This is a genomic window from Streptomyces griseoflavus (genome assembly GCF_014649995.1).
Classification (GTDB): Bacteria; Actinomycetota; Actinomycetes; order Streptomycetales; family Streptomycetaceae; genus Streptomyces; species Streptomyces griseoflavus.
The window spans coordinates 164,886-178,334 of sequence record NZ_BMUC01000015.1 but is presented as its reverse complement, the minus strand read 5'-3'; the positions used below and the strand labels follow the sequence as shown (position 1 = coordinate 178,334).

Below are 13,449 nucleotides of genomic sequence, written 5' to 3'. Positions count from 1 at the left end.
GAACCTCCTCGCCCGCCGGAGCGGGGTAGGGGATCGGCGGCCGGCGCGGGCCCGGCACGGAGGCGGTACGGGCGGGGGTAGTCGGACGACCGCGGGGAGCCGCGGTCCTTGGCCTACATCGTGGTCCGGCCGCCCGCCCGCTGTCAGCGCCCGGGCCGTCGCATCAACCTGTCACGGCAGCGGGTGCCACCGTGCGGGAACGGCTGACGGTCCGTGGACCTGGCGAGACGTGGGAATGGCCGCATGGTGCACGGCACACTGGTGTCATCGCCCGTGCCCGCGCGGAGCCTGCCGTTCCGGCCGGCGGGTCGCGCGGGCGAGGATCAGCTCCGCGACCGCGGCCGGTGTGCGCGCCTCGAAGACGTCCACATAGGTCAGCTCCACGTCGTAGCGGCGGTAGACGCGGGAGATCAGACGGGTCGTCAGAAGCGAGTCGCCGCCCTTGTCGAAGAAGTCGTCCTCCGCTCCGCACGCGGTGTCGAGCACGGCGCCGCACAGGTCGGACACCTCCTGGACGGTACGGCTGAGGCGGTCGGGTTCGGTGTGCGCGGCTTCGGTGAGCATGGTGCGGTCGACCTTTCCGTTGGGCAGTGTGGGCAGAGTGCGGCGGACGCTGACGCGGGCCGGCACGAGGTGGGCGGGCAGCCGTTCGCCGAGCCATGCGCGCAGGGCGCCCGCGTCGAGGTCCGGTCCCGCCACGAAGGCGTGCAACCGGTCCGTGCCGCCGTCGGGCCGCTCGGCGACCACGGCGGCATCGGTGAGGCGCGGGTGGGTCAGGAGCATCCGCTCGGTCTCCTCCGGCTCCACACGGATGCCGCGTATCTTCACCTGGCGGTCCTTGCGGCAGATGTACAGGAGCGTGCCGTCCGCCGCGGGCTCGACGATGTCACCGGTGAGGTACATCCGCCCCCCGTCGGGATCGGGCACGAACCGCGCCGCGGTCGCCGCCGGCGCGTCGAGGTAGCCCCACGCCAACGACGCTCCGCCGACGGCCAGTTCGCCACGCCCGGTGGGGCCGGGGTCGATGATGCGCTGACGCACGTGGGCAAGCGGGCGTCCGATGGGAACGGGGGCCCCGGGTGTCAGTGCGCGGCCGTGGGGGCCGCCGAGTTCGGCGGCGTGGGTCACCAGGACGGTCTCGGTCTGGCCGTAGGTGTTGAGCAGGCGCACGCGGTCGGGGACGGCGGCACACCAGGCGCGCACGGCCTCGGCACTCACCGCCTCACCGCCGATGATCACCAGCCGGAGACAGGGCGGCAGCGGTTCCCGCGTCGCGCTCAGGTGGTCGACCATCTCGCGCCAGTACGAGGTCGGCAGGTCGACCACGGTGACGGACCGCCGCTCGACCGCCGCCAGGAAGCCGGGCACGGAGCCACTGTGGGCGCGGGGCTCCATGACGAGCGCGGCGCCCGACGACAGCGCCCCGTAGAGTTCCTCGCCGAAGGTGTCCCAGCTCATCGAGGCGAAGCTGAGGATCCGGTCGTCCGCGGTGAACGCGCACTCGGCGCCGAGGGACGACGCCGCGGTGCGCAGCGCCCGGTGAGGTACCACCACGGGACGTGGCCGGCCGGTCGAGGAACCCGAGGTGTGGATGACATAGGCCGGTGTCCGCTCGTCGGGCAGCGGCCGGGCGCACGGCGGCGCGCCGGGGTCGGCGAGGGCCAGGTCCACATGGACACGGTGGCGGGCGACGCTCTCCGGGAAGCGGGACAGCGCCGCGGACCGTCCGATGACCGTGTCCACCGCCGCCGACGCGGCCATGGTGCGCAGGTGGCCGGGTGGATAGCCGCCGTCCAGCGGAACGTAGTGCGCGCCGGCCCGCAGAACCGCGAGCAGGCAGCACACCGACTGCCACGAACGGTCGACGGCCACGCCGACGGCGCCGCCCGGCCGCACGCCGAGCCGGGGGAGGGCCTCGGCCAGCCGGTCGGCCCTGTTCCACAGTTCCCCGTAGGTGAGGCGGCTTCCGGGGCTTTCGACGGCGGTGCGGTCCGGTGTCCGTGCCACCCGGTCCCGAAGGAGGCGCAGGACCGTGTCGTCGTCGCCTCCGGAAGGGCTCGGGCGGACCGCCGGCAGGGGAGGCTCCCGGGTGAGGGAAGCCGGTTGCGAAGGACTCATCGTCGTTTCTCCTCGGCGCGGGGCCGCCGCGGTCTCCCGCGATCAGGCCGGGCTGATGGCGGACTGCCGGAGGCGCAGGCTGAGCGGGCGCATGTCGGTCCACACCGTCTCGATGTGGCTCAGGCACGCCTCCTTGTCGCCGGTCGTGCCCTCCGCGTGCCAGCCGGGAGGCAGGGGGCGGTTGTCGGGCCAGATGGAGTACTGCTCCTCGTCGTTGACCACGACCTGGTACACGGTGGTGCTCCTCTCGGTGGTGCCGGTGCCCCCTCGTGGGGGCGCGGGCGTCGGTGCCCGGCGATGGATCATGGGCGGTGGGACGGGTGACCGGCCGCGACGGCGACCGGGTCGCCGGGAGCGGGGGCGCCCGGCGGTGCGTCGAGGGCGGGGTCGGCGAGCAGCGCCTCGGTGACGATCCGGCCCAGCCCGGCGAGGGTGGGGGCGTCGAACACGTCCCGCAGGGTCACCTCGATGCCGAGATCGTGGCGGATCCGGGAGACGACCTGGGTCGCCCGCAGGGAGTGGCCGCCCAGTGCGAAGAAGTTGGCGTGGCGGGCAATGCGGGGGAGGCCCAGGACCTCGCGCCAGATCCCGGCGAGCAGTTCCTCGACCTCGTCGGCCGGTTCCTGACCGTCGGCCGAGGTCCCTCGCGCACCGCACGGACCGGCCTGTGCCGTCGTCGCGTTCGCGCCCTCATCCGGGTCGGGCAACCGCGAACGGTCCACCTTGCCCCCTGCGGTGAGCGGCAGTTCCGCCAGGTGGACGAACACCCCGGGCAGCATGTGGTCCGGCAGGGTCCGGGCACAGAAGGCGCGCAGGGCGTCCGGTGCGGCCGGCGGCCCCTCGGATTCCACGTAGGCCACCAGCGTCCGGTCCAGTTCGTCGCCGCGCGCGACGACGGCGCAGGCGCGCACCAGCGGGTGGCAGGTCAGGCGGGCGGCGACCTCACCGGGCTCGACCCTGAACCCGCGGATCTTGACCTGGTCGTCCACGCGACCCACGAAGTCCAGGACGCCGTCCGGCCGGAGCCGCACGAGGTCGCCGCTGCGGTAGAGGCGCCCGCCGCCTCCGCGAGGATCGGGCACGAACCGCTCGGCGGTCAGTCCGGGCCGGCCGCGGTACCCGCGGGTGACCGCCTGCCCGCCGAGGTACAACTCCCCGACGCCGCCCGGGAAGACGGGGCGCAGCGCGCCGTCCAGTACCTGCGCGGTGATCCCGCGCCGGGGGCCGCCGATGGCCAGGACCCTCTGGAGGGTCTCCCGGTCGGTGACGTCCAGCGCGGTGGCCGAGACGGTGGTCTCCGTCGGGCCGTAGGTGTTGACCACCCGCACGTGGGGAGCGATGGCCCGCCAGCGTTCGGCGGTCTCGCCCCGGGCCGCCTCGCCGCCCAGCACCAGCAGTCGCAGGCAGCCGGGCGCCCGGGTCCCGGGCGGCACATCGCTGGTCACCGCCGTCCAGTAGGTCGGCGGAAGCTCCGCCACGGAGACGCGATGCGCGGCGACGAGGCCGAGGAAGTCACCCGGGGCGCAGATCTCCGGGCCCCGCAGTACGACCGTCGCACCGCACATCAGCGCCGGCAGCAACTGCTCCAGCGACGCGTCGAAGGACAGCGAGGCGAACTGCAGGACGCGGTCCCCGGGCGTGATCCGATAGCCCTCGGCCATGGCCGCGAGGTGGGTGGCCAGCGCCGCGTGGGTCCCCATGACGGCCTTGGGGCGGCCGGTCGTGCCGGAGGTGTGGATGAGATAGGCCAGTTGGCCGGGGTCGACCCTCGGTGGCCGGTGCGGGGAGAGGGTGGCGGTGTCGCACTCTTCGACGCCGATGCGGGTGATGCCGTCGAGGTCCGCTCGGGGCGCGTCTCCCACCAGATGGGTGACGCCGCTGTCCTCCAGGAGCAGGCCCTTGCGGTCGTCGGGGAGGTCGGGATCCAGGAACAGGAAGGCCCCTCCGGCGCGCAGCACCGCCAGCAGGGCCACGACCGTGTGCGGTCCGCGCGGCAGATGCACGGCCACCACCTGCTCGGGCCCGACGCCCCGGTCCGCGAGAACCGCGGCATAGCGTTCGATCCCGTCGGCCAGGTCGGCGTAGCTGACCGTCCCGTGGTCGTGGACCAGTGCGGTCGCCTCCGGGCAGGTACGCGCACGCCGGAGGACCTGTTCGTGCACGGGGCGGAACTCGTCGGGCCGCTCGGCCCGGGTGTGGCCGGCGGGCCAGGGACGAGGTTCTCGGCACTCGCCGTCGAGCGTGAGGTCCACGTTCCCGACGGTCAGGGTCCGGTCGGCGCAGACCTGACGGAGCAGGGCGTGGAAGCGGTCGGCCAGTGAGGCGACGGCCGCGGCGCTGAAGAGGTCGGTGGCGTATTCGAAGCAGGCCTCGGCGGTGCCGTCCGCGCGCACGGTCACGTCGAGGGTGAGCTCGGCCGAGGCCGACACACGCGGGATCGGTGCTTCGCACACCCGGAGGTCCGCGCACTGTTCGACGGGCGGTGTCTCGTGACGGAGGTCGAAGAGCACGTTCGCACGGAACGCGGTCGTCCCGCCCGCCTCCTGGAGCGAGGCCAGCAGGGCGTCGAAGGAGGCGCCGGCCGCCGGGTCCGCCATCTGGTAGCCGAGCAGCAGGTCTTCGCGGACCGACCGGACCAGCTGCTCGAACGTGGGGTCCGCGGAGAGATCGGCTCGCCGGGGGAGGGTGTCGACGTGGAAGCCCACGACTGCCTCACCGCCGGGGCGCATACGGTCGGCCACCGGGGTCGCCACCGTGGTGTACGGACGTCCGGTCCGGCGCGACAGCAGCGCGTGGAACGCGGCGAGGTACACGGTGAAGGCGGAGGTGCGGGCGTGGGACGCCCATGCGGCCATGTCCGCGACCACGCCCGGGTCCAGCTCCGTGCGGTGCACGGCTCCCGCTCCGCTCCCGGCGTCGCAGCGGCCCGTGTCGCCCGGGAGTTCCTGCGGGTCGGGGTCGTTCAGGTAGGCGCGCCAGTAGTCGAGTTCCCTGGCGTTGCCCGTGGCGTCGGGCGCCGGCGGGGCGTAGGCGTGCGGCGCGGGGGGGTCGGGCAGGCAGGGGTCGTTCCCGCCCTCGCTCTCGGCCCGGTAGCAGGACAGCAATTCCTGGCGCACGATCCCGGCGGAGGTCCCGTCGAAGGCGACGTGTGCGACGTTCAGGAGCAGGACGTGCCGTTCGTCCTCCACGCGCAGGAGAGCGACGTGCAGCAGCGGGCCGTGCTCCGGGTCGAAGGGACGCTCCAGCGTGCGGGTGAGTGCCGCGTCCAGGGTCTCGGTGCCGGCTCGTAGATCGCGGTACTCCGGCGTGATGCGCGGCGCGGTGCCGAACCGCCAGTGGGGTGTGCCCTGCGCGTCGCGGACCACTGTCGCCCGCAGCGTCTCGTGGCGTGCGACGACGCGGGTCAGGGCACGCAGCAGCGCGCCGCGGTCGAGGGGGCCCCGTAGGTCCAGGGCCACCGGGCAGGCGTGTTCCGCGGAGTCCGGCCGGCGTTGGTGGGCGAACCACATCCGGCGCTGCCCGGCGGACAGGGCCATCGACGGCTGGGTCGACCTGGGCAGGGGGGCGAGCGGCGGCAGCAGCGCGGGGCCGGGCTCGGGCCGGTGGCCTGCCTGACGGACACGGATGCCGGGATCGGCGGTGGCGTGCCCGAGCCACGTGGTGAAGGTGTCCGCGAGGCCCGCGATCGTCTCGCGGGAGAACAGATCGCTGTCGTACTCCAGGAACGCGGACATGGCGCCCCCGGCCGCGTCCTCGCCGTCCGCGACCTCGAGGAGCAGATCACACTTGCTGGTCGGGCGCGGCACGGGGTGGGGGCGTGTGCGTATGTGCGGCAGTTCGAGCGAACCACCGACGGCACTCTGGAAGTTGAACGCGACTTGGAAGAGCGCGGTGCCGTGCGGAGTACGAGCCGCCGGCAGCCCGCTCACGACCTGGTCGAAGGGGGCCCGCTGATGGGAGAGCGCGCCCAGCACCGTGCCGCGAACTTGGGTGAGGAGCTCCGCGAAGGTCATCCGGGGTGTCACCCGGGAGCGGAGCACGACGGTGTTGACGAGGTAGCCCACGCTGTCCTCGCTGCCGGGCTCGGAGCGGCTCGCCATCGCCGTGGCGAGACAGATGTCGCCGCTTCCGCTCCACCGGGCGACGACCGCCTGGAAGGCGGCGGCCAGGACCATGTACGGGGTGGTCCGTGTCGCGCGGGCCACGTGCCGTATCGCTTCCGCCGTGCCGGCGGGGAGTGTGAAGTGCACCGCGTCGCCCTGCCCGCCGCGGGGCCAGGAGCGTTCGCGCCTGGTCGGCAGGGGCATGAGTGAGGCGCCCTCCAGCACGCGGTGCCAGTACGCCAGGTCGTCGGCGACACCGGGACCCTGTTCGTGGCGCCGCTGGGCGTGGACGAGACGCGCATAGGACGCGGCGGACGCCGCCGGGGGCGACGGGGCGGAGAGCGTCCCCCCGTCCCGGGAGCCCGGGGCGGGGACCGCGTCGCGGTAGCAGCGGCCGAGGTCGCGCCACAACACGCCCGTGGACCAGTCGTCGAAGACGATGTGGTGCACGTTCAGCACCAGGACGTGCTCCCCGGGCGCGCACCGTACGAGCAGCGCCCGCGCGAGCGGACCGGCGGCCAGGTCCATGGGCGACCACGCGAACGCGGCCACCACGGACGCCACTTCCGCGGCGGACCGACCCGTCAGGTCGCGGGCCGTGAAGTCGAACCCGGCCGCCCTCCCCACGGTCTGGAACGGGACGCCGTCGGGGGCGACGTCGACCCGCACCCGCAGGGCCGGATGCCGGGCGTCGAGCCGGTCGAACGCCCGGCGCAGCCGGTCGACGTCGAGGGCGCCGGACAGCCGTACCGCCACGGGCAGGTTGTACGCCGGAGCCGCTTGCTCGTAGATCTCCGCGAACCACATGCGCAGTTGTCCCGCGGTGAGCGGAAGCCGCTCCTCGTCCCGAACGGGGACGTCCTGCCGTGCGGTCTGCGCCTCCTGCGTCTTCCGCATGCGTCGCTTCCTCCTTCGAAGAACGTGACCGGGACGACCCTCGGGGTGCGGCATGCGCGGCACGGTGTGCTGCCGCGCATGCCGCGTGCCGGAACCAGCGGTTCGACGGTGCCGGTCGCGGCATCGGCGCCCTCGGACTGGTGCGACCAGCCTAGGAACACGCCATCGGCGGGCTCTAGAGCCGATCGGAGCGGTGCGCGGTGTCCCTCGTACGAGAGGGAACGACTCCTTCGAAGGAGTGCTGCTCCTCCTTGGTGTCCCCGGCCTCCAAAGGGCCGTCGGCAGCACGCCGCGCCTCGACGAACCGTGTCACGCCGCGCACGGTGGGGTCGGCGAGGAACACGCCGAACGGCAGGCGCGCGCCCCACGTCCCGTACACCTGGTGCAGCATCTGCCCGACCAGTACGGAGTGGCCGCCCCGTTCGAAGAAGTCGTCATCGGTGGCGACCTCGCTCACCCCGAGCAGCCCGCACCAGATGCGGGCCACGTGCCCCTCGACATCCCCGGGACCGGCGGCGGCGTCCCGGGCATCGTGACCGCCGGCGGGCGCGGCGGGCTCGGGCAGCGCGGCCCGGTCGACCTTGCCCGTGGGCCCGAGCGGCAGGGCGTCCAGCAGGACGATCCGCGAGGGGACCGTGTAGGACGGCAACCGCTCGCGCAGCCGCGTCAGAAGCACGTTCTCCGCGTCCGGGGCGGCGAGCGGAGTGCCGGGGTGCGGCACCACGTACGCGGTGAGCTTCTTGCCTCCCCCGGCGTCGGTCGCGACGACCACGGCGTCGCGTACCTGCGGACAGCCGACGAGCTCGGCCTCCACCGAGCCCGGCTCCACCCGGTAGCCCTGGATCTTGACCTGCTGGTCCACCCGGCCGCGGAACTCCAGCTCGCCCCGTGTGTTCCACGCGGCCAGGTCGCCGGTGCGGTAGGCGCGCAGCGGCTCGCCGTCCGCCCCGGGAATCGTCACGAACCGTTCCGCCGTCGCCGCCGGCCGGTGCAGGTACCCGCGGGCCAGCCCTTCGCCGAACGCGTAGAGCTCGCCGGTCACGTCCGGTTCGTGCACGGGCAGCCGCGCGTCGTCCAGCAGGACCACACCGGTGCCGCTGATGGGCCGGCCGATCGGGACGGGCCCCTGCGGCATCTCGGCGCGCGTCGTCCAGCAGGTGGTGAACGTGGTGTTCTCGGTCGGACCGTAGCCGTTGGTGAACAGCAGGTCGGGATGGCGGGCGAGGACCCGCGCGACGTGGTGGCGCGACAGTGTGTCCCCGCCCGCGAGGAGATGACGCAGTCCGGCGAAGGCTCCGGGACGGCAGTCCACGAGGTGATGGAAGTAGCCCGCCGTCAGCCACGCCACGGTGACCCCTTCGTCGATCAGCGTGCGCTCGAGCACGTCCGGGGCGACCCGTCCGGCCGGAGCCACGGCCAGACGCCCGCCGGTGGCCAGCGGTGCCCAGATCTCGAGGGTCGACGCGTCGAAGGCGACGGGTGAGAGCTGCAGGAAGACGTCGGAGGCGGTGAAGCGGGCCCAGTCCTGGTGCCCGATCAGCCGGGAGACGGCGGAGTGGGGAACGCACACCCCCTTCGGCTCGCCCGTCGACCCCGAGGTGTAACTGACGTAGGCGAGTTGCGACACGGCGACGCGGGGCAGGGCGGCCGGACCCTGACAGCGCGCGCCGTCATCGACGGACGACGGTGCGAGCACGGGGCACACGCCCGCAGGCGTGTCACCCGGTGCGGAACGCTCCGCGATCAGCAGGACAGGTCGGGCATCGGCCAGCACCTGGGACCGGCGGGCGGCGGGCATCTCCTGATCCAGGGCGAGGTAGGCGCCACCCGCCTTGAGGATGGCCAGGAGCGAGACGATCAGGCGCGGCGACCGCGGGGCCAGTACGGCGACCACACGGTCCGGCCCCACCCCGTGTTCGACGAGGCGCGCGGCGAACGCGTCGCTCGCGGCGTCGAGTTCCGCGTACGTCAGTCGCTCGGCGCCTTGGGAGACGGCGATCGCGTCAGGAGTGCGCGCCGCCTGCTCCCGCACCATTTCGTGTACGCAGCGGGCGGGGCCGGAGGAACGGCCGGTGCGGTAGGCGGTGGCCGTGGCGGGGGCCCTTGAGGAATGGCGTGCCAGCTGGACCGACATGGTCTTCTCCTTGGATCGGAAGGGGCGTTCGGGCGGAAGCGGAAGGGGCCGTGCGGCCGGCCGGGTCCCGCCCCGCGCTGCCGGGGGCGCGGGCGCGGGTGGAGAGGAGAGCTCAGCGGGCGGCGGGGCAGGCTCGCAGTGTTCGCGCGAGTGTCGACGCGGTGCTCAGGGCGGAGCGGACAGCGCCCTCCATGTGGCCGAAGAACGCCGTCGAGTACTCGCTGCCGGCCCGCCACACACGGTCGTCGAAGACCCCCGAGCCGGTGTCACGGGCAGCGCGCACCCATGCTCCGAACGCGGGCACGCCCGCGTAGCAGCCCTGGGTCAGAGGCGAGTCGACCCAGTCGCGGACGGACGCGTGCACGGGTGACAGCGCCCGGGGACCGAACCACCGGCTCAGCCGCCGTAGGAGATCCTCGGTGTGCACCGCCCCGAGGTGCCAGGCGCGTGCCTCGTCGCCGGTGAGGAACCCCACCAGCACGCCGAGCCCGCCGCGATGCGCCGAGTCGTCGACGACGAACCGCACCGGTCCTTCATCAGCGGTCACCCAGCCGCTGAGCCCTGCCTCCCGCCAGAAGGGCCGGTCATAGACGGCGTGGAGTTTCGAGGCCGCCGCGGCTGCCGACGCGGGCACATGCGCCATTCCGCCGGGAACCCGGCGGCCCCGGGGCTGACCGGGTATCGCCGTATGCGCGGGGAAGCCGCCCGGCTCTCCGCCGGCGCCGTGATCGTCCGGCAGGGTGAAGGCGATCGTGGACGAAGGACCGGGGCCCGTCGCCAGGACGAGGTGGTCGCAGTCGACCCGTATCTCACCGGCCCGGACGTGGAGGCTCCTGCGGCCCGCCGGGGTGTGCCGTACCTCGGTCACCGGCGTGCTGAGGCGCACCGGCCGGACCAGCGACGCGGCGATCCGCTCGGCGAGGGCCCAGGTCCCGCCCCGCAGACGGAACTCCTGGGCTCCCCCCTTGAACGCGGTGAGATACGGAAGCCCGCCACCGGAGCGGGTGTAGAAGAGGAAGTGGAGGAGGGAGACGTCCGTGGGTTCGGCCGCGAGGAGTTCCCGCACGATCTGGCCGAGAAGTGCCCGGGAGTCGGGGTGATCGAACTCCTCGCGCGCCCAGTCGGACACCGACAGCGAGTCGAGCCGGGCGGCGTCGGGGGAGAGCCCGGGGTGGTGCGGGGAGATCCGCTCGGCGAGCTCCTCCACTCGGTCGAGGGCCGTGCCCAGCGCCAGAGCGCTGTACGGCGCGAGGGACCCGTCCGTGCGCACCGTGCGGCCGCCGAAGTCGAAGAGTCCGGCGCCGGGTGCGTCCGTCTCCCGCAGGGGCACGTCGTGGCGCGCGGCCAGTTCCCGTACGGCGGTGTGCCGGCGGCCGATGTACGCGCCTCCGACGTCGAGGTCGGCTCCCGCGGTCCGACGCCTCTCCAGCCGGCCCCCGATCCTGTCGGCGGCCTCCAGCACGAGTACGTCATGACCGTGCCGCTGCAGTTCCCGCGCCACGCACAGACCCGCGAGACCGGCTCCCGCCACCACCACATCCGCCACCCCATGTGACGACTCATTCCGAGGGCTGCCCATGACGCTGCTCTCCCCGTCGCGCTTCCGAGTACGAACCGGCGAAGTCCGACACGCTACGGATCACCACGGGCTCACGTCAGCGGCTGACCGGTGCCGTCACGCTGCTGACTTCGGATGCGAGCCGCACCCTCTCCGGGAGGAGCGCGGGTGCACCTCAGAGCCATCCCGCGCGCACGGCCAGGGCACCTGCCTCGAACCTGCTGCGGGCCCCGAGCCTGCCCATGAGCCCGGAGACGTCCCGGCGCACGGTCCGCACGGACAGTCCCAGGCTTCGGCTGATCGCCTGATCCGTCCAGCCGGAGGCCAGCAGGTGCAGCAGTTCACGCTCCCGCCGCGACAGCCCACGCCCATCGCCCTGATCCTCCTCGTCCCAGGGCAGGGCCTCCTTCCACACATGCTCGAAGAGGCCGCGCAGCGCGGCGATGACCCCGGGGCTGTGCAGTTCCAGGGCTCCCTGACGGGGATCTTCGGGCTCTATGGGCACCAGCGCGAACTCACGATCGATGATGATCAGCAAATGGGGCAGCGACGGTACGGTCCGCACCTCCTCGCCGGCGTCCACCAGCATGCCGATCCGCTGCGACGCGGCGCCGTCGTTGCGCACACACTCCTGGTGCAGGGTGCGTATCGCCACCCCCCGTTCCAGTGCCGCCACCTCGAGCGCCGCCCCCGCGACGGCGGTCCCGGCGGGGCGCGGGTCCTCGGGAAGGAACGACAGACACTCCGTGCTCATTGCCTCGACGAGCTCGTCCCAGCGCGCGTGCAGCGCCTCTTCCCCGATCAGCTGGCTGCCGGAGTCCGGTGCGTAGTCCTCGTGCCTGCCGAACCGGTTCTGAAGGCGCTGTACCGCCGCCTGAGCCTCGTCGTGAAGACGCCGGCGAACCTCCAACTCCCGCTCGTTCTGGCTGAGAAGGGCGGTCAGGCCGACATCCGGACTGACCGGTGTGATGCCCGCGGTGCCGGCACGCGGCGCCAGCAACTGGAGGTCGGCGAGTGCGTCCAAGGCACGGTGCACCTCCAACTCGGAGCAGTCCATGGAGGAAGCCAGTTGCTCCACGTCCCACCCGGGGTGCTCGAGCAACAGTCTGTAAGCCTTCTCCGCACCAGGTTCCAGTCCTAATGACTCAAGCATGACAACGCTGGTACCCGATGGGCTGGAACCTGAACTTTCGTCACTCTGCGCGCAGTTGGCCGACAAGTCGGCGCCGGGTCGGCTGCCCGCGGGGTGGGAGACCGCTCACGGCCCTGCCGCGTGCCGCGGTGCGTGCGCTGCCCGCAGGGCCCTCTGCGCCGGCGAGCCCGACCGGACTGCGCAGCCTGCGGGGGACGAAGCCCGGGAAGCGCGCAGCGCGCATCCGGTCGCGGATCGCGGCGGTGGCCGTCCCTCCTCCGTACAGCGGCTGCCCGGCTCCGGCGTCGGGCAGCGGGAACAGCGCCGCTCGGCCTGGGCTGCGGTGACGGACCGCGGCTGTTTCCGAGCGAGGGCGGGGTACTCGTCACGGGTGCCGTGGGCTCTGCCTTTCCATACGGCGCACGTGGAACGAGAACACGTGGAGGACCGATGAACCGGACCGTACGGCAGACAGTGGTGGTGACCGGGGCCAGTGCGGGGATCGGACGAGCGGCCGCCAGAATGTTCGCCGCCCGCGGCGCCGGCGTCGCGCTGCTGGCGCGAGGGCGTGCGGGCCTGGACGCGGCCGCGGCCGACGTACGGGCGGCCGGCGGACAGGCGCTGCCCATCGTCACCGACATGGCGGAGTGGGAGGAAGTGGAGACGGCCGCCCGTCGTATCGAAGAACAGTTCGGGCCGATCGACGTCTGGGTGAACAACGCCTTCACCGCGGCCTTCGGCAGGTTCACCGACGTCTCCCCGGACGAATTCCTCCAGGCGACGAGGTCGACGTACCTCGGCTACGTGCACGGCACCCGCGCGGCGTTGCAGCGGATGGTGCCACGGGACAGCGGCGCGGTGGTGCAGGTGGGCTCCGCGCTCGCCTACCGGGGCATCCCGCTGCAGAGCGCGTACTGCGGCGCCAAGCACGCCATCCAGGGCTTCACCGAGTCCGTGCGCTGCGAGTTGCTGCACGACAAGTCCCGCGTGCGCGTCACCATGGTCCAGATGCCGGCCGTGAACACCCCCCAGTTCACCTGGCTGCGCACGCACCTGCCCCGCCACGCCCGGCCGGTGCCGCCGATCTACCAACCCGAGCTCGCTGCCCGCGCCGTGCTGCGCGCCGCTGACCACCCCCGGCGACGCGAGTACTGGGTCGGGACGTCCACGGCGCTGACCCTGCTGGCCAACGCCGTCGTCCCCGGACTGCTCGACCGCTATCTTGCCCGCACCGGGTTCGACTCCCAGCAGACCGACGCCCGTCCGCAGCCCGGGGGACACGGCAACCTCTTCGCCCCGGCGGACGAGAAGGAGGACTACGGGGCCCACGGAGTGTTCGACGAGCAGGCCCATGCCTTCGACCCCCAGGTGTGGGCGAGCCGTCACCGTGTGGGCGAGGCGGCTGCCCTGGCGGGGCTCGTGGGCGCGGGATATGCGCTGCTGCGCCGCCGTGACGGACACTGAGCCGCCCCTGCTACGGACAGTGCCGAGTCCTGCGCGAACCGTG

General features: G+C 73.3%; 7 protein-coding genes. 1 reads left to right on the top strand and 6 read right to left on the bottom strand.

All coding sequences use genetic code 11. From position 1 onward, the window contains the following. Positions 1-264: 264 nt before the first annotated feature. From IE172_RS27310 to IE172_RS27285, 6 genes are all read right to left on the bottom strand, one after another. On the bottom strand, positions 265-2,118 hold the full coding sequence (locus tag IE172_RS27310) for a non-ribosomal peptide synthetase (protein WP_190099974.1): 1,854 nt from the start codon (positions 2,116-2,118) through the stop codon (positions 265-267). A 42-nt stretch (positions 2,119-2,160) separates the two neighbouring features. Beyond that, positions 2,161-2,421, bottom strand: coding sequence for an MbtH family protein (locus IE172_RS27305; protein WP_403382621.1), 261 nt, complete (start codon positions 2,419-2,421; stop codon positions 2,161-2,163). Continuing rightward, positions 2,421-7,118: a non-ribosomal peptide synthetase gene (locus tag IE172_RS27300; RefSeq protein WP_190099972.1), complete on the bottom strand. Its 4,698-nt coding sequence runs from the start codon at positions 7,116-7,118 to the stop codon at positions 2,421-2,423. The genes IE172_RS27305 and IE172_RS27300 overlap by 1 nt, the downstream gene beginning before the upstream one ends. Before the next feature lie 175 nt (positions 7,119-7,293). Continuing rightward, positions 7,294-9,252 carry a non-ribosomal peptide synthetase gene (locus IE172_RS27295; protein ID WP_190099971.1) on the bottom strand — a complete coding sequence of 653 codons (1,959 nt, stop codon included), beginning with the start codon at positions 9,250-9,252 and terminating at the stop codon, positions 7,294-7,296. Positions 9,253-9,364: 112 nt separating this feature from the next. After that, complete coding sequence (locus IE172_RS27290) at positions 9,365-10,798, bottom strand: flavin monoamine oxidase family protein (RefSeq protein ID WP_229886466.1); 1,434 nt, start codon at positions 10,796-10,798, stop codon at positions 9,365-9,367. A 187-nt stretch (positions 10,799-10,985) separates the two neighbouring features. Next, positions 10,986-11,834 carry a helix-turn-helix transcriptional regulator gene (locus IE172_RS27285; RefSeq protein WP_229886464.1) on the bottom strand — a complete coding sequence of 283 codons (849 nt, stop codon included), beginning with the start codon at positions 11,832-11,834 and terminating at the stop codon, positions 10,986-10,988. A 558-nt stretch (positions 11,835-12,392) separates the two neighbouring features. Here IE172_RS27285 and IE172_RS27280 point away from each other — a divergent pair. Further along, positions 12,393-13,406, top strand: a complete 1,014-nt coding sequence (locus tag IE172_RS27280) for an SDR family oxidoreductase (protein WP_190099968.1) — start codon at positions 12,393-12,395, stop codon at positions 13,404-13,406. Positions 13,407-13,449: the final 43 nt, after the last annotated feature.

Coding starts and splice junctions, on each gene's coding strand:
- IE172_RS27300 (WP_190099972.1), bottom strand. CDS start 7,118: ATGCGGAAGACGCAGGAGGCGCAGACCGCACGGCAGGACGTCCCCGTT.
- IE172_RS27310 (WP_190099974.1), bottom strand. CDS start 2,118: ATGAGTCCTTCGCAACCGGCTTCCCTCACCCGGGAGCCTCCCCTGCCG.
- IE172_RS27295 (WP_190099971.1), bottom strand. CDS start 9,252: ATGTCGGTCCAGCTGGCACGCCATTCCTCAAGGGCCCCCGCCACGGCC.
- IE172_RS27280 (WP_190099968.1), top strand. CDS start 12,393: ATGAACCGGACCGTACGGCAGACAGTGGTGGTGACCGGGGCCAGTGCG.